This window comes from Paracoccus luteus (assembly GCF_004522155.1).
Lineage (GTDB): Bacteria > Pseudomonadota > Alphaproteobacteria > Rhodobacterales > Rhodobacteraceae > Paracoccus > Paracoccus luteus.
The window spans coordinates 31,396-52,226 of the sequence record NZ_SDEA01000018.1; the positions used below are offsets into that span (position 1 = coordinate 31,396).

Below are 20,831 nucleotides of genomic sequence, written 5' to 3' on the forward strand. Positions count from 1 at the left end.
TGCACAAAGGAAACGCGCATGACACCCCTGAACCTGATCCGCTTGTCGGCCGTGGCGCTGTTCCTGTCGGCTTCGCTGGCGTTGGCGCAGACCGCCGCGCCCGCCGCCTATGCGCCGCAGAAGGTCGTCTATCACCTGAACCAGGACGGCGGCGAGGCGGGCGACGGCTATCGCCCGGCGCTGAACAACATCGAGAACCACCTGCAGGCCGTGGGCGACGACAACATCGACCTGCGCGTCGTGATGCACGGCGACGGCATCGGCCTGCTGCAGCACGCGGCGGAAAACCTGCAGCTGCAGGGCCGCGTCGCCGACCTGAAGAACCGCGGCGTGGACTTTCTGGTCTGCGCCAACACCCTGACCGGCCGCAACATCGACCCCGACGATCTGTTCGAGGTGTTCGACGAGGACATCGTGCCCTCGGGCGTGGCCGAGGTCGCCCGCCTGCAGGCCGAAGGCTTTGCCTATCTGCGTCCGTGACGCTTGCAGGGCCGGCGCGTCCCCCCTATATTCGGGATGTTCGGGTTCGCCCGGACTATGGACATAAACGCGCAGGTAATAAGCGGCTCGGACCCGGGGGCGGTACCCGGCGGCTCCACCAGACTTCCCTCATTGGGGGCGAATGGGGCCGAAACAGGATCGACGAACGTCTAAAGCTGTTTGCTTTGTCTCGGTGAGCTACCACCGTTATCGGTGCAAATTGTACAGTTGCCAATGACAACCGTGCTCCGGTGGCTCTGGCTGCGTAAGCAGTTCGAGTTATCGAAAACTAAGTCCTTGCGCTTAGCCGCGTAAGGCGGGGCCCCCAGGCGCCTGGCAACAGAAGCCTGGGACTTACCCCCTATCCCATCGGCCCGCGCGCGACGCTGCGGCGCGCATCCTCGCGCGTGACCCAGATCGCCAGCCCGGTCCAGACGGCGACATAGACCGCGCCCAGAACAAGGATGATCCAGCCCGGGATCGGCCCGATCCGCGCCCGCTCGACAAAATGGGCGGCTGAATCGACCGGCGTCGGGTGGACCATCAGCTTGCCCACATAGGCGATGCCCTGGATCAGCAGGATCCACAGATAATTGCTGCGCACGCGCCGGGCCAGCGCCGTCAGATAGCTGACGTGATAGCGGGGACTGCTATAGTCATCGGCCAGCGTCACGTGCCAGTTGGTGCCGTCCGCCAGGTTGCCGTCGCGCAGCATCGGCACGAACAGATGCTTTTCGATCCACCGCGCCCGCGCCCGCCACACGTTGAAATAGCGGTATCGCCGCGCCTCCAGCGCCAGGAACAGCTGGATCAGGATGCCGACCAGGATCAGCGGCAGGGGCGAGGCATCGGGAGACGAAAACGTGATCGACAGCGCCACGCCCAGCGTCACCACCGACCAGTTCGTCGTCGTGTCCAGCCGCGTGCGCCAGATGGTGGAACGATAGATCTCGCCCCGATACAGATGCGCCAGCGCCCCGATCTCGGCGGTGCTGAAACTGCGGCCCTCGGGCAGACCGTGGTCGGTCATGCTGTTTCCCCCCTGCTCGCGCCCCCGCGTCCCATGTGAGCGCGCGAACCCGCCGCGCGCAAGCGGCGATCCCTTCCACCCGCGCGCCGGCTGTGTCACCAAGGCGCGGTCCGCGTGGCCAGTGACCGGCCAGGGCGGACAGGGGGCCGCTATGCTGACCATCCATCACCTGAACGAAAGCCGCTCTCAGCGCATCATCTGGCTGGCCGAGGAACTGGGCCTGCCCTATCGCGTCACCGCCCACAGCCGCGACCCGCGGAGCCATCTGGCCCCGGACAGCCTGCGCCGCCTGCACCCGCTGGGCAAGGCGCCGATGGTGGAACATCGCGGCCGGATGCTGGCGGAAACCGGCGCCATCGTCGCGCATCTCGCCCGAGGCAGCGCGCTGCTGCCGCCCGAAGGGACCGAGGCCGGGGATGCGGTGCGATACTGGCTGCATTATGCCGAAGGCTCGGCCATGCCGCCGCTGGTGATGAAGCTGGTCCTGTCCACGATCCCGCAGCGCGCGCCCCTGCTGGTGCGGCCCGTCGCCCGCGCGCTGGTCGCAGGCGTCCACAAGGCCTATCTTGGGCCGGAACTGGACCGGCATGCGGATTGGTGGGAACACGCGCTGGCCGCGACCGGCTGGTTCGCGGGGCACGATTTCACCGCCGCCGACGTGATGATGAGCTTTCCGGTCGAGATGGGATCGCTGCGCGCCGACCTGTCGGGGCGGCCCGCCACCCGCGACTGGCTGGCGCGCATCCACGCCCGCCCGGCTTATCGCCGGGCGTTGACTGCGGGCGGACCTTACAGCGGCGCTGCCGCAGGCTGAGATGATGGACCGAATGACGACGACGATGCACGAGACCGCCGAAGACCTGATCGCCCGCATGGGCGCGACCGCGCGGGACGCGGCCGCCCAGCTGGCCTTTGCCAGCGCCGAACGCAAGCACGCGGCGCTGATCTCGGCCGCCGACGCGATCCGCGCGCGCGAGGGCGCGATCATGGACGCCAACGCCGAGGATCTGGCCTTTGCCGAGGAAAAGGGCCTGTCGCCCGCGATGATCGACCGGCTGCGGCTGGACGCGGGCCGCATCCGCGCCATCGCCGACGGGCTGCGCGCGGTCGCCGAACAGCCCGATCCCGTTGGCCGGGTGCTGGCCGAATGGGACCGCCCCGCCGGGCTGCACATCCAGCGCGTCGCGACCCCCATCGGGGTGCTGGGGGTGATCTATGAAAGCCGCCCGAACGTGACCGCCGATGCGGGCGCGCTGGCGCTGAAATCGGGCAACGCGGTGATCCTGCGCGGGGGCACGGATTCGATCCATTCCTCGGGGGCGATCCTCGACTGCATGATCCGGGGGCTGCGCGACGCCGGCCTGCCCCAAGGCGCGATCCAGATGGTGCCGACCCGCGACCGGGCGGCTGTGTCCGCCATGCTGCGCGCGCAGGGGCTGATCGACGTCATCATCCCGCGCGGCGGCAAGGGGCTGGTCGGGCTGGTCCAGGCCGAGGCGCGGGTGCCGGTCTTTGCCCATCTGGAAGGCATCTGCCACGTCTATGCCGACGCGGATGCCGATCTGGTCAAGGCGCGCCGGGTGGTGCTGAACGCCAAGACCCGGCGCACCGGCATCTGCGGGGCGGCGGAATGCCTGCTGATCGACCGCGCGTTCCACGCCCGGCACGGCGACGTGCTGGTCCGCGACCTGCTGGACGCGGGCGTCGAGGTGCGCGCCGAGGGCGAGCTGGCCCAGATCGCGGGCACCGTTCCCGCCCGCCCCGACGATTTCGGGCACGAGTTCCTGGACAGCATCATCGCCGCCCGGCTGGTGGACGGCGTGGACGGGGCCATCGACCACATCCGGCGCCACGGGTCCGGCCACACCGAGGCCATCCTGACCGAGAACGACGCGACAGCGGCACGGTTCTTCCAGCGTCTGGACAGCGCGATCCTGATGCGCAACGCCTCGACCCAGTTCGCCGACGGGGGCGAGTTCGGGATGGGCGCGGAAATCGGCATCGCCACCGGCAAGCTGCACGCGCGCGGCCCGGTCGGCGCGGAGCAGCTGACCAGCTTCAAGTATCTGGTGACAGGCGACGGGGCGATCCGGGGCTGAGCGCAGGGCCTGAACGGAGAGTCGGTCTGTCCGGGCCTGAACGGAAAACGGTTGCCGGTCCGGGCCGAGTCCTAACGCCGGGCGTGAACGAGGAGCCGGCCGCCTGAACGGGCAGGCCGCCGCCCGCCACCACGCCACGGCCCTCGGGATCAGAATGCGATCTCGGCCCCGATTTCGTCCAGTTCCCATGTCAGGTGGCGGCCGCTTTCGGCCGCCGCCAGACCCAGCAGGGGAAAATGCACCTCGGACGGTTCGGGTGCGGGGCGGTGGCCGCCCGCGCGCCCGTCCAGCCAGCCCCACAGGGGCAGGTCGACGCGGGTCCGCGCAGCCTCGCCCACCAGCCGCCAGCCGGGGCCGGCGCGGCAGACCAGCAGCCGCCCGCCCCACGGCATGGCGCTGCCCATGCACATCGCGGCCAGCGACAGCAGCCGCGCATCGGCCCGCGACATGTCGCCCGTGCCATCCACCTCGACCGTCAGGCGGCCGCCGCGGGCATAGGCGGACAAAAGCCCCGCCAGCTCGCCGATGCCCATGCGCTGGTCGGCGGGGGCGTGGCCAAAGGCCACGCGGAACAGCTTGATGCGCGCCCGCGCCGCCTCGACGCTTTCGCCGATCAGCGACAGTTCCGGCGATTTGGCGATGCCGGGGAAATCGCCCGACATCTCAAGCAGCTCGACCCCGTTGCCGATCGCCCCCAGCGGAGAGATCAGGTCGTGGCACAGCCGCGACCCGACCAGCGCGGCCAGGTTCAGCCCGCGCGCGGGGCTGTCCATCCAGCCCATATCCGCGTCGTCGGGAATTGCCGCGGGCTTCATCGTCCGCTATCCTGCATGACCGCCCGCGCCGGACCGCCGGCCCGGAAACCGGGGTTGTCAGCCGTGGTGAACGAGATCCTTGAACCGGGAATGCTGGTGCGCCACCCGGCGGCGCCGGACTGGGGCACAGGCCAGGTCCAGTCCCGCATCGGCGACCGCATCACCATCAATTTCACCCATGCCGGCAAACAGGTCGTGGACGGCAGCCGCGTTCGTCTGGCACTTGTCATGGATGATCCCGGATAGGTCGCGGCTGTTCACGTTAATTCAACCCAAGCGCGAGTCAAGCGGAAATCCGCCGACGCGGCGTCGTTGCATCCCGCCCGTCCACACCCTAAGGACGCGCGACGACCCCAGAAAGGCGCAGCCCGGATCCCATGACCCTTGATCCCGCCTGGTTCGATATCCGCGTCGCCACCTCCGACATCGACCTGACGGCGGCGCAGCGCCTGCGCTATCGCGTCTTTGTCCAGGAGCTGGGCGGGGACGGGCCGCTGGTCGATCACGATAACCAGCTGGAACGGGACGAGTTTGATCCCGTCGTCGATCATCTGGTGCTGGTCGACACCCGCCGCGATCCGGCGGCGCTGGACCATGTCGTCGGCGTCTATCGGCTGCTGCCGGGCACCCGCGCCGCCGGGTTCGGCCGGTTCTATTGCGACGACGAATACGACCTGGGCCCGCTGCGGCGATCGGGCCGCAACCTGCTGGAGCTGGGCCGGTCCTGCGTCGATCCGGCCTATCGCGGCGGGTCCGGGATGTTCCTGCTGTGGAACGCGCTGGCCGATTACGTGCTGGACCACGGGATCGAGATCCTGTTCGGCGTCGCCAGCTTTCACGGCACCGACATCGACGCGCTGGCCCCGGCCCTGTCGTGGCTGCACCATCACCATCTGGCGCCGCCCGACCTGCGGCCGGTGGCGCGCGCGGCGGGGTATCAGCGCATGGACCTGATTGCGCCGGACGCGCTGCAGCGGCGCAGCGCCATGATCGCCATGCCCGCGCTGATCAAGGCCTATCTGCGGCTGGGCGGCGTCGTGGGCGAGGGCGCCTTCGTGGACCGCGCGTTCAACACCACCGACGTCTTCCTGCTGATGGACACCGCCGCGATGTCCGACCGGCACCGCAAGTTCTATCAGGACCGCTGGCAGGCCCAATGACGGACAAGCCGGCAGCCGGCGGCGCGGCCGCGCCGCCCGAGACGACGCCGACCTGGCGGGGCGGGCCGTCCCCTGCCCTGCCGCGCCCCTCGGCCTTGGGCTGGCTGCTGGTCGCCACGCGCGGGCTGTCGGTGCTGACGGTCATGGCGATCGGCGTCGCGCTGATCCTGCCCCTGCGCGGGGCCGAGCGTCTGGCCGCCGGCCCCCGCCGCCCCGTGACCGGTCCCTGGGTGCAGGGCGTCTGCCGCCTGTCGCTGTGGGTGATGGGCATCGGCTGGACCCGTCGCGGCGCGCCGCTGGCCGGGCCGGGGGCCGTCGTCGCCAACCATTCCAGCTGGCTGGACATCCTGGTCCTGAACGCCGCGCTGCCGGTGTTCTTCGTCAGCAAGGCCGAGGTGGCGGGTTGGCCCGGCATCAACATCCTGACCCGCGTCACCGACACCCATTTCGTCACCCGCGATCCGCGCCACGCCCGCGCCCAGGCGGCCGAGTTCGCCGAACGCACCGCTGCCGGCCACCGGCTGCTGTTCTTTCCCGAAGGCACCAGCAGCGACGGCCGCCGCGTCCTGCCGTTCAAGCCGACGCTGTTCCAGGCGTTCCTTGATCCGGCGCTGCCTGCGGGGCTGGCGATCCAGCCGGTCACGGCGCGCTATGACGCGCCCAAGGCGCGCGATCCACGGTTTTATGGGTGGTGGGGCGACATGGCGCTGGGGCCGCATCTGCTGGCGGTGCTGGCCCAGCCACGGCAGGGGTCGGTCACGGTGACGCTGCACCCGCCGCTGGCGGTCGCGGGGCAGACCCGCAAGACGCTGTCCGCCGCGGCCGAGGCGGCGGTCCGCAGCGCGTCATAGCGGCCAGAACAGCGGGATCACCAGGCACGCCGCGATGCCGGTCACGATGTCCAGCGGAATCCCCAGCCGCAGGAAGTCGCTGAACTTATAGCCGCCCGGCCCATAGACCATCATGTGCGTCTGATAGCCGATCGGCGTCGCGAACGCGACCGAGGCCGAGAACATCACCGCCACGACATAGGCGCGCGGGTCGTGGCCCAGCTGCAGCGCAAGCTCGATGGCGATGGGGGTCAGGATGACGGCGACGGCGTTGTTCGACAGCACCTCGGTCATGGCAAGGCCCAGGAAATAGACGGCGACCAGCGTCCAGAACGGCGACAGGTCGCGCAAGAGCGGCTCGACCGCACCCACGATCAGCTCGACCGCGCCGGTGTGTTCCAGCGCCGCGCCGACCACCAGCATGGAAAAGATCATCGCCAGCAGCCGCGCGTCCACGAACCCGAACGCCTCGTCCGCGTCCACGCAGCGCGTGACCAGGATCAGCGCCGCCGCCATCATCGACAGCGCCATGATCGGGGCCACATCGAACGCCGCCAGCACCACGACGGACAGCAGCGCGATGACCGCAATGGGCGCATGGCGGCGGCGGAACGGCTTGGTCGTCGGATGCGACACGTCCACCAGGTCCATGTCGGCGGCCAGCCGGGCGATGTCCTCGGGCGCGCCTTCCAGCAGCAGCGTGTCGCCGACGCGGATTTCCAGGTCGTCCAGCTGGCGGCCGATGTTCTGGTTCCGCCGGTGCGCGGCGATGGGATAGACGCCGTAACGGCGGCGCAGGCGCAGGTCGCCCAGCCGCCGCCCGATCATCCGCGCGCCGGGCGAGATCAGCACCTCGACCGTTTCGGTCTGCACCGACGACAGCTTGTCCAGCGCGCGCAGATCCTTGTTCTGCTGCATTTCCAGCAGGTCGGCCATGTTCGACCGCAGCACGACGCGGTCCCCCGCCTCAAGCACGACATTGGCCATGTCGCGGCGCAGCGAGGCGTCGCCGCGCAGCACGTCGATGACGCGCACCGCCTCGCGCTTGAACATGGGCACTTCGTTGACGTTCATGTCGACGATGCCGCTGTCCTCGGGGATGGCGACCTCGGTGAAGTATTTCATCTCGGGCCGGTTCGACAGGAACGACGCCATCGAGGTCCGCTCGGGCAGCAGGCGGTTGGCGAACAGCGCCATGAACACCGCCCCCGCCAGCGTCACCGCGATGCCCACCGGCGCGATGTCGAAGATGCCGAAGGGTTCCATCCCGCGGTCCTGCACCACCCCGTCCACCAGCAGGTTGGTCGAGGTGCCGATCAGCGTGATCATGCCCCCCATGACGGTGAAATACGAAAGCGGCATCAGCAGCTTGGACGGCGCGATACGGGCGCGGTGCGCCACCTGGATGACGATGGGGATCATCACCGCGACGACCGGCGTGTTGTTCATGATCGCCGAGGCCACGATGACAAAGGCGAACATCGCGCAGATCGTCAGGATCGGCTGGGTGCCGGCGTGGCGCGCGACCGTCTGGCTCAGCTGGTCCAGCGCGCCGGTCCGCATCAGCCCGCCCATGATGATGAACATGAAGGCGATGGTCCAGGGGGCCGAGTTCGACAGCACCCCCACCGCGTCGTCCAGCGGCACGAGGCCCAGCACCATCATCACCGCCGCGGTGCCGAAGGCCACCACCTCGGGCGGGTTCTTCTCGCGCAGGAACATGACGAACATGACGGCGATGATGATCAGCGTGGCGATGGCCGCAGGCTGGCCGCTTAGGCTGAAACCGAACATCAGGGCATGCGCTTTCGCTGGCACCGGACCAAATCCGGCCCGCGGCGTTTGCCCGATTCCCCGTTCCCGCGCAAGTTAATCAACCGCAGCGGGCGGGTCCGCCGTCAGCCCGCGGGGTGCGTCTGCGCCAGCCGGCCGCCATCGCGGACAGGCTCGACCGCGGTCGCCATGCCGGTGCGGTCGTCCGTCACGACCAGCACGCCCGACAGCGTGGCCTCGCCCTCGGCGGGGGTAAAGCGGTCGCGGGGCATGCCGGTCAGGAACCGGCGCAGCGGCTCGGCCTTGTCCATGCCGATGACGCTGTCATAGTCGCCGCACATCCCCGCGTCGGACTGATAGGCGGTGCCGCGCGGCAGCACCTGCGCGTCGGCGGTCGGCACATGCGTGTGGGTGCCCACGACCAGGCTGGCGCGGCCGTCGCACCAGTGGCCCATCGCCATCTTTTCGCTGGTCGCCTCGGCGTGCATGTCCAGCACCGCGGCCTGAACCAGCCCGCCCGGCGGATGCGCGCGCAGCACGGCATCGACGGCGCTGAACGGATCGTCGAAGGGCCGCTTCATGAAGACCTGCCCCAGCACCTGCGTCACCAGCACCTTGCGCCCGCGCGGGTCGGCAAAGACCCGCGCGCCGCGCCCCGGCGCCTCGCGCGCAAAGTTCAGCGGGCGCAGCACGCGCGGTTCGGTTTCGATGAACTGGACCATGTCCTTTTGGTCGAACGCGTGGTCGCCCAGGGTCACGCAGTCGGCCCCGGCATCAAGGATCAGCCTGGCATGCGCCCCGGTCAGCCCCATGCCGCCGCTGGCGTTCTCGCCGTTGACGATGGTGAAATCGGCCCGCAGCCGCGCCTTCAGCGCGCCCAGCCGTTCGGTGATGGCGCGCCGGCCCGCGCGCCCCATGACGTCGCCCAGAAACAAGATCCGCATGACGCGGGGTTACGGCTTTGCGCCCGCCGCCTCAACCCCGCAGTTCGCAAGCCGCGCGAAATCCCCCGCGCCCTTTCCCTTTTCGCCCCGAACCCCTAGGTTCCGCCGAAAGCCGGGGGTATCGCCAGATGTCGTTTTTCAGCAAGCTGCGTGACCGGCTGACCCGGTCGTCGTCCCAAATCGGCGCCGGGCTGGACGAGATCGTGGCCGATGCGCCGCCCGCCGCCGAACCTTCCGCGCCCGCTGCCCAGCCGTCAGCCCCGGCCGCCGCCCAGTGGCCCGCCGCGTCCCAGCCGCAGCCCCAGCCCGGCCTGATGGGCCGCCTGTTTGCCCGCGACGCCGCCCCCGCCGAACCACGGCGCGAGTTGGACGACGCCATGCTGGAAGAGTTGGAGGACATGCTGATCGCCGCCGACATGGGCACCGACACGGCGCTGCGCGTCACCGCCAACATCGCCGAGGGCCGCATGGGCCGCCGCATCGGCGCGAGCGAGCTGAAACAGGCGCTGGCCGACGAGATCGCGCGCATCATGACCCCGGTCGCCCGCCCGCTGCCGCTGTATCCGAAAAAACCGCAGGTCGTGCTGGTCGTGGGCGTCAACGGGTCGGGCAAGACGACGACCATCGGCAAGCTGGCCAGCCAGTTCCGCGCCGCCGGAAAGACGGTCGTGATCGCCGCGGGCGACACCTTCCGCGCCGCGGCTGTGGAACAGCTGCAGGTCTGGGGACAGCGCGCGGGCGTGCCGGTGATGGTCGCGCCGCAGGGGTCGGACCCCGCCAGCCTTGCCTATGACGCGATGGTGCGGGCCGAGGCCGAGGGCGCGGACCTCTTGATGATCGACACCGCCGGTCGCCTGCAGAACCGCGCCGACCTGATGGAGGAACTGGCCAAGATCGTCCGGGTCATCCGCAAGAAAGACCCGTCCGCGCCGCACAACACCCTGCTGGTGCTGGACGCCACCACCGGCCAGAACGCGCTGAGCCAGGTCGAGACGTTCCGCAAGCTGGCCGATGTGTCGGGTCTGGTGATGACGAAACTGGACGGCACCGCGCGCGGCGGCGTGCTGGTGGCGCTGGCCGACCGCTTCGGCCTGCCGATCCATGCGATCGGCGTGGGCGAGCAGATCGACGACCTGGACGCCTTTGACGCGGGCGAGTTTGCCCGCGCGCTTGTGGGTCTGTAACCGCGGGCGGCACCATGCGGCCGGGAATGGCCGGACCCGCCGCGCGCCGGAAGGGCCACGTTCCGCAACCGCGACGCAGGGGCGGAACCAGCCGCCGCCTGCGCGCCGGCTGTTCCGGCGATCACCGCTGGCTGTTGTCCTCGCCCAGCTTCACGGGCGAGCCATCCTCTTCCTCGAACAACTGCGTGGCATTTGCTGCATCGGCCGAAAGCCACAGCTTGCCGCCATCCGCCGAGGTCACGGCCGACAGCTGCACATAATGATGGTGCTTGTCGTCCTGCCCATGCTCTTCGTCCTTGCGGACCATCTTGATGCGGTCGCCCTTGACCCCATCGACCTTGCCGACATAGACGCCGTCGGCGCCGACGATGTCCATGTGTTCCCTGATCTCGCTCGCTTCGACCATGATGGTCCTCCTTTTCCGGCTGTGACGCGGGCCAACGCGCGAGAACGGGAAACGGTCCCTTTCAGTCGAAGGGGGTGGTCAGTTCGGCCGCCCCGGTCTGCTTGTCGTAGATGCAGATCGACCGCTCGACCCGGTCCCCGGCCTGCACGGTGACGAGGGCTGCGGCAAAGCGTTCGGACCCGAAGGGATTGACCTCGATGGTGGCCGCAGCGCCGTCCGGCAGCAGCGCGCGGCATCGGGCGGCGACATCGGCGCGCATCTCGGCCCATGCTTCTTCCGTCGAGGCATGGGCCGACGTGGCAAGCAGCAGCGCAGGCAGGATGAGGTGGCGCATGGCGGCTCCTTTCCGGGAACCGAACGCGGCCGGACGCAGAGCGGTTGCCGCCTAGCCCTGGGCAGCGCCCAGCCGCGCCAGAAAGCCGCGCATCTCGGGCCGCTGGGCGGCCGGGCGGGCAGCGAACAGCGTCGCCTGGCTGGCGTGGATCAGCGCGTCGGGCAGGATCTTCAGGTGGTTGGCGCGCAGCGTCTCGCCGGAACTGGTGATGTCGGCGATGGCTTCGGCGGTCAGGTTGGCCACCGTGCCCTCGGTCGCGCCCTGGCTGTCAACCAGCTGGTAATCGGCGACCTCGTGCGCGGACAGGAAGGCACGGACCAGCCGGTGATATTTCGTGGCGATCCGCAGCCGGAACCCGTGCGCGGCGCGGAAATCCCGCGCGATGGTGGCGAAATCGTCCAAGCCCTCGCAGTCGCGCCAGCAGGCGGGGACGGCCAGCACCAGGTCGGCGTGGCCAAAGCCCATCGGCGCGACCTCGACCACGTCGGACCGCCAGCCGGCCAGCTTTTCGCGCACCAGATCGGACCCGGTGACGCCCAGATGGATGCGCCCGGCGGCCAGCTCGCGCGGGATCTCGCCCGCCGACAGCAGGACCAGCTGCACGCCCTCGGCCCCCTCGACCCGGCCCGCGTATTCGCGGTCGGACCCGCTGCGGGCCAGCCGCACGCCGCGGGCGGCGAACCAGTCGAAGGTCTGTTCCATCAGCCGCCCCTTGGACGGCACCCCCAGCTTCAGCATAGCTCGGCCACCAGTCCGGGGCGGATGATGCCCCCCACCGCGGGGATCGCGGCCCCCTGCCCCAGCACCGCCGTCAGCGCGTCATAGCGCCCGCCCGACGCGACCGGCGGCCAGTCGGGATGCGAGGGCGAGGTAAAGGAAAACGTCATGCCGTCGTAATATTCCATCGTGCGCCGCCCGTGGCTGGCGTCAAAGCGGACGCTGCCCGGGTCGATGCCCCGCCGGGATATGGCGTCCAGCCGCCCGGCCAGCCGTTCCACCGCCTCGGCGATGGCGGGCATGTGGTCGGCCAGCACGCGCAGCTCGTCCAGCGCGGCGGGCGCGGGACCGGCGACAGCGAACAGGCGGTGCAGCCGTTCGCGCCAGATCGCGGGCAGCACCGGCTCGGCCCGGTCGGACTGCAGCCGGGCGATGCGGTCCTGCATCGCCTGCGCCGACCGCAGGCCGGTCCACGGCGCGTCATTGACGGCAAAGCTGCGCGGCGGCACGGGATGCGAGAAGCGGTCCAGCATCCGTTCGAACCGGGCGGGCCGCCAGATGTGATGGGTCAGCGCCGCGCGGCGCACGTCCGACAGCGGCAGCCCCGCGACCGCGTCCAGCAGCAGGTCCATGTCGCCCATCGTCGCCTCCAGCGCCAGCGGCGCAAGGGTGGCGTGGAACAGCGCAAAGACCTCGGCGTCGGCGTCGGGGTCGCGCGAGAACATCTCGAACCCGGCCTGCAGGTATTCGTTGTCGCGGGGGTTCGCGGGCCGGGTGTCGCCGTGGTCCTGCTTGCGGAAGACCTCGCCCAGATAGCAATAGCGCGCGGGCTCCGCCCCGCCGGCCATGTGCATCTGCACGACCGGCACGGTGAAATCGGGGCGCAGCACCACCTCTCCGCGCACCGGGTCGGCGGTGACATAGGCGCGGGCGCGGATGTCCTCGCCATACAGGTCCAGCAGCGTGCCCGAGGGCAGCAGGATGTCGGGCGCGACCTCGATGGCTCCGGCGGCGCGAAAGGCGTCGAGGATGCGGCGGCCGGCGTCCTGCTTGGCGGTGCGGGGGATCATCGGGCCAGAATATCCCTGACGGCCTGCACCAGCCCATCGCGCGGGCATTCCACCTGCGCGGGCTGTGATTTCCATTCCTCGACCGAGGCTTGCGCGGCGATCTTTGCGCCAAGGATGAGGTCTTTCACCTGCACCACGCCGCGCGCGGCCTCGTCACCCCCTTGGATCACGGCGACGGGCGCGCCGCGTTTGTCGGCGTATTTCAGCTGGTTGCCGAAGTTCTTGGGGTTGCCCAGATAGACCTCGGCCCGGATGCCAGCGGCGCGCAGCTCCGCCGCCATCGCCTGATAATCGGCCATGCGGTCGCGGTCCATGACCGTCACCACGACCGGCCCGGCGGCGTCCGCCCCGGCCAGTCCCTTCTCCCGCAGCGCCGCCAGCAGCCGGTCCACGCCGATCGAGACGCCCGTCGCGGGCACCTTCTGCCCGGTGAAGCGTTCGACCAGATCGTCATAGCGCCCGCCGCCCGCGACCGAGCCGAACTGCCGCTTGCGGCCCTTGTCGTCGAGGATCTCGAAGGTCAGCTCCGCCTCGAACACCGGGCCGGTGTAATAGCCAAGGCCGCGCACGACAGACGGGTCGATCACCACGCGATCCGCGCCCATGCCCGTCGCGTCCAGCATCGCGGCGATCTCGGCCAGTTCGTCCACGCCCTCGGCCCCGATGGCCGACGCGCCCACAGCGACGCGCAGGTTGGCCAGCGTCGCCGCATTGTCCCCACCCTTCGAGGTCAGGAACGCGATCACCGGCCCGGCCTGCGCCGCATCCAGCCCAACGCCCTCGATCTCGGCCCCCGAGGCGTCGGTGCGCCCCGTCGTCAGCAGCGCGCGCACGCCCGCCTCTCCGACCTTGTCGAACTTGTCGATCTGGCGCAGCACATCCGCCGCCTGATGCGGGTCGGTGACGCCCATCGCGTCCAGCACGCCGTTCAGAACCTTGCGGTTGTTCACCCGCACCAGATAGTCGCCGCGCGCGATTCCCGCCGCCTCCAGCGCGTCGGCCAGCATGGCGATGATCTCGGCGTCCGCCGCGACGGATGCCGCGCCCACGGTGTCGGCATCGCATTGATAGAACTGGCGGAACCGCCCCGGCCCCGGCTTTTCGTTGCGCCAGACCGGCCCCATCGCATAGCGGCGATAAGGCGCGGGCAGGTCGTTGCGATACTGCGCCGCGACGCGCGCCAGGGGCGCCGTCAGGTCATAGCGCAGCGCCAGCCAGTCGCCGGACCCGCCGCCGGGCACCGCTTCCTCTTGCCACGCAAAGACGCCCGCATTGGGGCGGTCCACGTCGGGCAGGAACTTGCCCAGCGCCTCGACCGTCTCGACGCCCGAGGTTTCCAGCGCGTCGAAGCCGTGCAGCCGATAGACCTCCGCGATCTTTTCCAGCATGCGGTTGCGTTCGGTCACCTCGGCCCCGAAATAGTCGCGAAAGCCCTTGGGCGTCTCGGCGCGCGGGCGGCGCGGTTTCATGTCCTTGGCCATCGTGGGATATCCTGTCGGGTCGCCGGGACCGATTAGCGGAGTGAGGCAGGATGGACAAGTTGCAGGCGGTCGAGGAGCGGGTCGCCCATCTGATCCGCAGCGTTGACGAGCTTTCCGAGGTGGTCGCCCGGCAGGACGCCGAGATCCGGCGCCTGTCGCGTCATCTGGGCCAGCTGATCGAACGCGAGATCGACCGCGAGGCGGCCGAGGGGTCGATCCCGCTGGCCGACCAGCGCCCGCCGCACTGGTAGGTCAGCGCGCGGCCGGTCCCAGCCGGGTCGCGCCGGCAGGCGGCACGGGTTCGGACGACGCCGCCCCGCGCGCCGCGTCGTCACGCGCTGCCGCCAACGGGGGCCGCTGCACGAACGCAGGCAGTTCGGGTTCGTCAAAGCGGTCATCGCGCGCGGCGGTCCCCGCCGTGCGCGGCGCAGGTGACGCGGGGGCGGCATGGGCGGCCGCAGTGGCGGCGGGCGCGGTCCCGTCCACATCAGGCAGGGGGGCTGCGTCGGGCCAGTGCGCGGGCGGTTCGCTGTCGGGGCGCGGGGACTGGCCTGCAGGGGACTGGCCTGCCGCAGTCGAACCTGTCGGGGTCTGGCCTGCGGAGACCGGCACCACTGCGGCAGCCTGCGGACGCGGCGGCGCGTCATGCGTTGCCGTCACCGGATGATGCGGCTGCACGCCCGTCAGCGCGCGGCGGAACACCAGCACGTTGTGATAGACGGTCGTGCGGCTGGTCAGGCCGCTGCGTTCCTCGCAGGGCAGGGTTTCGGCGCGGACATATTCCCAGCCGTTCGCCGCCATCCGGTTCATCTCGGTCAGCAGCGCATAGCTGAAGCGTTCGGCCCCGGTCTTTGCCCCCCGGACCTTTTCGCCGCGCCCCGGCGCGGGGATCACCGTGTATTCGAAACTCTGCATCGTCGTCCCCTGCCCTTCATGCATGCCCCGCGAAACGCGAAAGCGGCGCTTGGGTTCACAGACCTAGCTTTTTCGCCACCAGTTCGGTAACCGCCGCCGGGTTCGCCTTGCCGCCGGTCGCCTTCAGCACCTGCCCGGTGAACCAGCCCGCCAGCTTGGGATTGGCCTTGGCCTTTTCCACCTGCGCGGGGTTCGCCGCGATGATCTCGTCCACCGCCGCCTCGATCGCGCCCAGGTCGGTGACCTGCTTCATCCCCCGCGCAGCCGCGATCTCGGCGGGCTCGCCGCCGTCGGTCCAGACGATCTCGAACAGATCCTTGGCCATCTTGCCGGAAATCTCGCCCGAGGCGATCAGGTCCAGCACGCCACCCAGTTGCGCGGCAGAAACCGGGCTTTCGCCGATGGTCAGCCCCTGCTTGTTCAGCCGGCCAAACAGTTCGTTGATGACCCAGTTCGCGGCCTGCTTGCCGTCGCGGCCCTTGGCCACGGCCTCGAAGAAATCGGCGTTCTCGACCTCGGCCGTCAGCACGCCCGCGTCGTATTCCGACAGGCCAAGCCCCGTCACGAAGCGCGCCTTCTTCTCGTCCGGCAGTTCGGGCATCCCGGCCGCGATGTCGTCCACCCAAGCCTGCTCGATTTCCAGCGGCAGCAGGTCGGGATCGGGGAAGTAACGGTAATCGTGCGCCTCTTCCTTGGACCGCATCGACCGGGTTTCCCCCTTGTCGGGATCGTAGAGGCGGGTTTCCTGCACGATCTTGCCGCCATCCTCGATGATGGCGATCTGGCGACGCGCCTCATACTCGATGGCGGCCTGGATGAAGCGCAGCGAGTTCATGTTCTTGATCTCGCAGCGGGTGCCCAGCACCGAGAAGTCACCCGTCTCGATGAAGCGTTCGTAATCGCCGGGCTTGCAGACCGACACGTTCACGTCGGCGCGCAGATTGCCGTTCTGCATGTTGCCGTCGCAGGTGCCCAGATAGCGCATGATCTGGCGCAGCTTGGCGACATAGGCCGCCGCCTCCTCGGGGCCGCGGATGTCGGGGCGGCTCACGATCTCCATCAGGGCGACGCCGGTGCGGTTGAGGTCCACGAAGGACAGCGCCGGGTCCATGTCGTGGATCGACTTGCCGGCGTCCTGTTCCAGATGGATGCGTTCGATCCTGACGCGGCGGGCCACGCCGGGGGCCATGTCCACGATGATCTCGCCCTCGCCCACGATGGGGTGGTAGAGCTGAGAAATCTGATAGCCCTGCGGCAGGTCGGGATAGAAATAGTTCTTGCGGTCAAAGGCGCTGACCAGATTGATCGCGGCCTTCAGCCCCAGCCCGGTGCGGACCGCCTGTTCCACGCAGTATTCGTTGATGACCGGCAGCATCCCCGGCATCGCCGCATCGACAAAGGCGACGTTCGAGTTGGGTTCCGCCCCGAAGGCGGTCGAGGCGCCGGAAAACAGCTTGGCGTTCGACGCGACCTGCGCGTGGACCTCAAGCCCGATGACCAGTTCCCAATCGCCTTTCGCCCCGGCGATGACCTTGGGTTCGGGCGCGGTATAGGTCAGGTGGTCCAGCATCAAAGCCTCCGGCAAGCGTCGCGTGGTTTTAGGGCCGCGCGCCGCGCGGGGCAAGGGTCGGGCGCGGCCTGCCCACGGGACGGTCGCGCCATTGTGCCTTCACCCGCGCCCCGCGCGCGTCTATGTCGTTCAAAAGACAACAAGGGAAACGCGATGCGCGGGACGATCACGGCGGCACTGGCGGCGATGGCACTGGCCGGCTGCGGCGTGTCCGAGGCGGCGCGGCAGGCCACCACCGCCCCCACCATCGCGGGCGCCGAAAGCCGCCCGCTGTCGGACCGGCTGACCGCCGCGCTGCCGTGGGGCAACGCGCCCGCGGCGCAGGCGGCGGCCAGCAACGGCAGCGATGCGTGGACGCAGGCCGCGTTGCAGGCGCTGAATGACGAAGGCGTCACGCTGCTGTCCACCGTGCCCTCCGACGTGATGCAGTTCTGCCCCGGTTATGCCGCGCAAACGCGCGAGAACCGGGCCGCCTTCTGGGCCGGGCTGCTGTCGGCAGTGGCGCGCCACGACGCGGGCACCAAGGCGGCCGGCGGGAACCGCCGGTCGGGGCAGTCGGGCGGTTGCGGCGCCGGCTTGCTGGACGGGGCCGACGGGCTGCAATGCGCGGTCCGCAACGTGGCCCGCCAGGTGGCCCGCGACGGCGCCATCGCCGGGGGCAGCGGCGGCTGGCGCGGGGCGGCGCGCGACTGGCTGCCGCTGCGCTCGCAGGGCAGCCGCGACCAGATCGCCGGATGGACCCGCAAGCAGAGCTATTGCAAGTGACGGCCCCGCGCCGCCCCGCCTGACGCGGGACGCCTGCGGCGCAGGATCACCGTCCGCCCGGACGGCTGTTGCGGGCGGGCGTCAGCCCGTGTTCGGGCATGTCGTCGTCATCTGCCGCGACGGGGGGCGAGACGGGGGGCGCGGCGGGTCCGTTGGCGAACCTGTCCATCAGCGCGTTTTCCATCGCCGCGTTCAGCGCCCGCGATCGTTCCAGATAAAGCGGGTTCTGGTCGATCGGCACGCCCCGCTGCCAGACCTTGGCCAGATCGCGCAACGACATCCGGTCGTGGCGGTAATAGATCTTTTCCAGCTCGGCCGCCTCGTATTCCGACAGGCCCGCGTTTTCCAGCACATAGCGGCCCGCGCGCAGCGAGCTGTCGAACATCTCGCGCACGATGTGATCCGCCTTGGCCTCATACAGCTCATAGACGGTGCTGCGGTCGCGGGCGCGCGCGACGATGACCAGATCGGGGCGCTGCGCGCGGGCATAGCGCACCAGCCGCAGGTTCGACGCCGGATCGTCCAGCGCCGCGACCAGGATGCGCGCCCGCGCCAGCCCTGCGGCGGCCAGGATCTCGGGGCGGGTCGGGTCGCCGAAATAGCCCTTGAACCCGAACTGGCGCATCAGCTGGATGGTCTTCAGATCGTGGTCCAGCACCGTGGTCTTGAACCCCGACATCGTGACCAGCCGGTTCACCACCTGCCCGAACCGGCCCACGCCCGCGATGATGATCGGCTGCTGCTCGGTGATGTCGTCGGGCGCGCCCGCCTCGCGGTCGTCGCCAAGCCAGCGCGTCACCCGGTCGTGCAGGATGAACAGCAGGGGCGTCGCCAGCATCGACAGCGCCGTGACCAGCAGGACGCCCTGCGCCACCCGGTCGGTCAGGATCGACAGCGAGATCGCATAGGCCGTCAGCACGAACCCGAACTCGCCCGCCTGGGCAAGCGACAGGGTGAACAGGCTGCGGTCCCGCCGCCCCATTCCGGCCAGCCGGGCGATCACGGCCAGCACCCCCGCCTTGGTCGCGATCAGCACGGCGGTGATCGCCAGGATCGTGACCGGACGTTCGAACAGCAGGCCGAAATGCATCCCCGACCCGACGGTGATGAAGAACAGGCCCAGCAGCAGCCCCTTGAACGGCGCGATCTGTGCCTCAAGCTCGTGCCGGAACTCGGACCCGGCCAGCATCACGCCCGCGAGGAACGTCCCCAGCGCCGGGCTGAGGCCGACCAGCGTCATCAGCGAGGCGATGCCCACCACGATCAGCAGCGCCAGCGCCGTGTTCATCTCAAGCAGGCGCGCGCCCTGGACAAAGCGGAACACCGGGCGGATGGCGAAATGCCCCACCGCCACGACGATGGCGACCGCGCCCAGCGTCACCAGCGCGCCGGCCCAGCCGGGCAGCCCGGCCATGAACTCGGCCCCCGGCGTGTCGTGGACGACGTGGCGCGCGCCGCTGGCAGCCAGCAGCGGCATCAGCGCCAGCATCGGAATCACGGCGATGTCCTGGGTCAGCAGCACCGCGAACGCACTGCGCCCGCCGCCGGTCTGCATCAGCGATTTCTCGGACAGCGTCTGCAGCACGATCGCCGTGGAACTGAGCGACAGGATCATCCCCAGCGTCAGCGCGACCTGCCAGCTTTGCCCCAGCACCAGCGCCACCGCGCTGAGCAGCGCGACCGTGGCCGCGATCTGCAGCCCGCCCAGGCCCAGCAGGCGCTGACGCATGTCCCACAGGCTGCGCGGCTCAAGCTCCAGCCCGATCAGGAACAGCATCATCACGACGCCAAACTCGGCGAAATGCTGAAGATCGGCGACCTGCCCGTCGCTGCCCGCCAGCCCCAGCACCGGGCCGATCACGATGCCGGCGATCAGATAGCCCAGCACCGATCCCAGCCCCAGCCGGGCCGAGACCGGCACCGCCGCCACCATCGTCGCCAGATAGACCGTGGCGATCAGCAGGAAGCTGCCCAACGTCCCCCCGGTCGGCTCAACGCCCGTTCAGAATGGCAAGGTTGTATTGGCGGCCACCCTTGACATAGCTGACCCGCCCGTTCCCGATCGAGTTGATCGCGCCGCCGTCGATCTTGTCGCCCAGCCGGACGGTCACGATCTTGCCGTTGCGCAGCCGGATCAGCCCGCGGCTGGCGCGGCCCGCGCCGATCACGCCGATCACCTGCGTCTTGGCCAGATCCATGCCGCCGACGGTCGCGGCCTTGGCCACGGTGCCGGCGGTGGTGCCCTTGGCGGCGGTCACGGCAATTTCCGGCTCGTCGTCGTTTTCGGGCGGGCGGTATTCGCCGCGCTTGGCGATGGCGGCCTTTTCCTCGGCCGCGGCCTGGGCGCGGGCGCGGGCCTCGGCCGCGGCGCGGGCCTGCAGTTCGGCCTGCGCGTCGGCCGACGCCTGCGCACGGGCGCGCGCCTCGGCCTGGGCCTGCAGCTGTTCGTCCAGCCGCAGCCGTTCGGTCGCGTCGGCACCGTCGGGGCGGGACGGCGCCACCAGCGCCGCGATCTCGGCCACGGGTTCTGCGGGCCTGTCGGCGGGCGCGGGCCGCGCGGCGGTTGCGGCGGCGACCGCCTCGGCCACGGCGTCGCGCGACGGGCCGGACCCGCGCGCGGGCTTGCGCATCGGCAGGGGCGACGCGGTCAGCGCCGACAGGGCGACCCCGCCCGGCGCGGCGGCGGATTGGCCCACCGCCTCGGCAATGGCGCTGTCCACGGCCGAGGGGCCGGGCGCGGCCGATCCCGCGCGCGAGGGGCGCTGGACCGGACGCCCGGACGGCGCGGCGGTGGTCAGCCTGCGCGCAGGCTCGGCTTTTGCGGTCTTCGGCGCGGCGGGCTTGTGGGCGGCGGGGCGATCCTGCGGCCGGTCGCCGCTGGCGGCGGGGGCCGCGGCCTCGTGCAGCGCGGCGTCGATCGCCGTCCTTGACGCGCCCGGCGCCTGCGGACGTCGGGTCGGCCGCGCCTCGGCAAAGCGGACGGCATCGGCCGCGCGGGGCGGGGCAAGGCGGTCCAGATGCGGATGCGCGGCGTAAAGCCCCGTCAGCAGCCGGTCGGCCATGACGCGTTCCGCCCCCGTCATCTCGGCCGCGGTCAGGTCTTCGTTGGCGGACCCTTCCTCAAGCGTGGCCGGACGGGCGGGGGGACGCGCGACCGGCGCGCTGGCGGTGCCCGTGCGGGCCGGCGCGGCCGTGGAGGCCGGGGCGGCGGCGGTGGACCGCCGCGCGACGGGGCGCGCCGCCGGGCGGGCGGCGCTG

21 protein-coding genes, 1 other RNA gene and 1 pseudogene are annotated in these 20,831 nt (G+C 70.4%); 10 read left to right on the plus strand and 13 right to left on the minus strand.

Features of this window, described 5'->3' with window-relative positions:
- The first annotated feature begins 18 nt into the window (after positions 1-18).
- Both EPA64_RS15315 and ssrA read left to right on the plus strand, forming a co-directional pair.
- Entirely contained in the window at positions 19-480 is a 462-nt protein-coding gene (locus tag EPA64_RS15315) for a DsrE family protein (protein WP_167626684.1), read from the plus strand.
- Positions 480-835: a transfer-messenger RNA gene (gene ssrA / locus EPA64_RS15320) on the plus strand. The genes EPA64_RS15315 and ssrA overlap by 1 nt, the downstream gene beginning before the upstream one ends.
- A 6-nt stretch (positions 836-841) precedes the next feature.
- Here the strand turns inward: ssrA and EPA64_RS15325 are convergent.
- Positions 842-1,510 (minus strand): DUF2270 domain-containing protein, encoded by a 669-nt coding sequence (locus EPA64_RS15325; RefSeq protein WP_134727176.1) that lies wholly within the window; start codon positions 1,508-1,510, stop codon positions 842-844.
- Positions 1,511-1,661: 151 nt separating this feature from the next.
- Between EPA64_RS15325 and EPA64_RS15330 the strand changes: the two genes are divergently transcribed.
- Entirely contained in the window at positions 1,662-2,324 is a 663-nt protein-coding gene (locus tag EPA64_RS15330; RefSeq protein WP_134727177.1) for a glutathione S-transferase, read from the plus strand.
- 25 nt (positions 2,325-2,349) lie between these two features.
- On the plus strand, positions 2,350-3,609 hold the full coding sequence (locus EPA64_RS15335) for a glutamate-5-semialdehyde dehydrogenase (RefSeq protein WP_425467052.1): 1,260 nt from the start codon (positions 2,350-2,352) through the stop codon (positions 3,607-3,609).
- A 149-nt stretch (positions 3,610-3,758) separates the two neighbouring features.
- Here EPA64_RS15335 and EPA64_RS15340 read toward each other — a convergent pair whose 3' ends face one another.
- Positions 3,759-4,424, minus strand: a complete 666-nt coding sequence (locus EPA64_RS15340) for a histidine phosphotransferase family protein (protein ID WP_246026792.1) — start codon at positions 4,422-4,424, stop codon at positions 3,759-3,761.
- 66 nt (positions 4,425-4,490) lie between these two features.
- Here EPA64_RS15340 and EPA64_RS15345 point away from each other — a divergent pair, with 66 nt between their 5' ends.
- The 3 genes from EPA64_RS15345 (at position 4,491) to olsA (ending at position 6,435) form a co-directional block, all read left to right on the plus strand.
- Positions 4,491-4,670: a DUF3553 domain-containing protein gene (locus EPA64_RS15345; RefSeq protein ID WP_134727197.1), complete on the plus strand. Its 180-nt coding sequence runs from the start codon at positions 4,491-4,493 to the stop codon at positions 4,668-4,670.
- 131 nt (positions 4,671-4,801) lie between these two features.
- Positions 4,802-5,584, plus strand: coding sequence for an L-ornithine N(alpha)-acyltransferase (gene olsB / locus EPA64_RS15350; protein ID WP_134727178.1), 783 nt, complete (start codon positions 4,802-4,804; stop codon positions 5,582-5,584).
- Positions 5,581-6,435, plus strand: a complete 855-nt coding sequence (gene olsA / locus EPA64_RS15355) for a lyso-ornithine lipid O-acyltransferase (RefSeq protein ID WP_134727179.1) — start codon at positions 5,581-5,583, stop codon at positions 6,433-6,435. The genes olsB and olsA overlap by 4 nt, the downstream gene beginning before the upstream one ends.
- Here olsA and EPA64_RS15360 read toward each other — a convergent pair.
- Together EPA64_RS15360 and EPA64_RS15365 are read right to left on the minus strand one after the other, a co-directional pair.
- Entirely contained in the window at positions 6,430-8,208 is a 1,779-nt protein-coding gene (locus tag EPA64_RS15360; protein WP_134727180.1) for an SLC13 family permease, read from the minus strand. The genes olsA and EPA64_RS15360 overlap by 6 nt on opposite strands.
- Before the next feature lie 104 nt (positions 8,209-8,312).
- Positions 8,313-9,131 carry a TIGR00282 family metallophosphoesterase gene (locus tag EPA64_RS15365; protein ID WP_134727181.1) on the minus strand — a complete coding sequence of 273 codons (819 nt, stop codon included), beginning with the start codon at positions 9,129-9,131 and terminating at the stop codon, positions 8,313-8,315.
- Between the two features lie 128 nt (positions 9,132-9,259).
- Between EPA64_RS15365 and ftsY the strand changes: the two genes are divergently transcribed.
- On the plus strand, positions 9,260-10,315 hold the full coding sequence (gene ftsY / locus EPA64_RS15370; protein WP_134727182.1) for a signal recognition particle-docking protein FtsY: 1,056 nt from the start codon (positions 9,260-9,262) through the stop codon (positions 10,313-10,315).
- 121 nt (positions 10,316-10,436) lie between these two features.
- Here ftsY and EPA64_RS15375 read toward each other — a convergent pair whose 3' ends face one another.
- The 5 genes from EPA64_RS15375 to hisS form a co-directional block, all read right to left on the minus strand.
- Entirely contained in the window at positions 10,437-10,721 is a 285-nt protein-coding gene (locus EPA64_RS15375; RefSeq protein WP_134727183.1) for a DUF2171 domain-containing protein, read from the minus strand.
- A gap of 61 nt (positions 10,722-10,782) precedes the next feature.
- Positions 10,783-11,055 carry a hypothetical protein gene (locus tag EPA64_RS15380; protein WP_134727184.1) on the minus strand — a complete coding sequence of 91 codons (273 nt, stop codon included), beginning with the start codon at positions 11,053-11,055 and terminating at the stop codon, positions 10,783-10,785.
- Between the two features lie 51 nt (positions 11,056-11,106).
- Positions 11,107-11,793, minus strand: a complete 687-nt coding sequence (hisG, locus tag EPA64_RS15385) for an ATP phosphoribosyltransferase (protein WP_134727185.1) — start codon at positions 11,791-11,793, stop codon at positions 11,107-11,109.
- Positions 11,787-12,842: an ATP phosphoribosyltransferase regulatory subunit gene (locus EPA64_RS15390; protein ID WP_134727186.1), complete on the minus strand. Its 1,056-nt coding sequence runs from the start codon at positions 12,840-12,842 to the stop codon at positions 11,787-11,789. Before EPA64_RS15390 ends, hisG begins: the two co-directional genes overlap by 7 nt.
- Positions 12,839-14,323 (minus strand): histidine--tRNA ligase, encoded by a 1,485-nt coding sequence (gene hisS / locus EPA64_RS15395; RefSeq protein ID WP_134727187.1) that lies wholly within the window; start codon positions 14,321-14,323, stop codon positions 12,839-12,841. Before hisS ends, EPA64_RS15390 begins: the two co-directional genes overlap by 4 nt.
- A 50-nt stretch (positions 14,324-14,373) precedes the next feature.
- On the opposite strand from hisS, the gene EPA64_RS15400 reads away from it, so the two are divergent.
- Positions 14,374-14,574 (plus strand): SlyX family protein, encoded by a 201-nt coding sequence (locus EPA64_RS15400; RefSeq protein ID WP_134727188.1) that lies wholly within the window; start codon positions 14,374-14,376, stop codon positions 14,572-14,574.
- 1 nt (position 14,575) lies between these two features.
- Here EPA64_RS15400 and EPA64_RS16845 read toward each other — a convergent pair whose 3' ends face one another.
- Both EPA64_RS16845 and gatB read right to left on the minus strand, forming a co-directional pair.
- Positions 14,576-15,238, minus strand: a complete 663-nt coding sequence (locus EPA64_RS16845) for a DUF4177 domain-containing protein (protein WP_246026793.1) — start codon at positions 15,236-15,238, stop codon at positions 14,576-14,578.
- A gap of 55 nt (positions 15,239-15,293) precedes the next feature.
- Positions 15,294-16,808, minus strand: a complete 1,515-nt coding sequence (gatB, locus tag EPA64_RS15410; protein WP_134727189.1) for an Asp-tRNA(Asn)/Glu-tRNA(Gln) amidotransferase subunit GatB — start codon at positions 16,806-16,808, stop codon at positions 15,294-15,296.
- Between the two features lie 153 nt (positions 16,809-16,961).
- On the opposite strand from gatB, the gene EPA64_RS15415 reads away from it, so the two are divergent.
- Positions 16,962-17,573 (plus strand): lytic transglycosylase, encoded by a 612-nt coding sequence (locus EPA64_RS15415; RefSeq protein WP_134727190.1) that lies wholly within the window; start codon positions 16,962-16,964, stop codon positions 17,571-17,573.
- 46 nt (positions 17,574-17,619) lie between these two features.
- Here the strand turns inward: EPA64_RS15415 and EPA64_RS15420 are convergent, their stop codons facing one another.
- Both EPA64_RS15420 and EPA64_RS16370 read right to left on the minus strand, forming a co-directional pair.
- On the minus strand, positions 17,620-19,548 hold the full coding sequence (locus EPA64_RS15420) for a cation:proton antiporter domain-containing protein (protein ID WP_134727191.1): 1,929 nt from the start codon (positions 19,546-19,548) through the stop codon (positions 17,620-17,622).
- 16 nt (positions 19,549-19,564) lie between these two features.
- A pseudogene (locus tag EPA64_RS16370) lies at positions 19,565-20,831 on the minus strand (hypothetical protein); the annotation flags it as partial.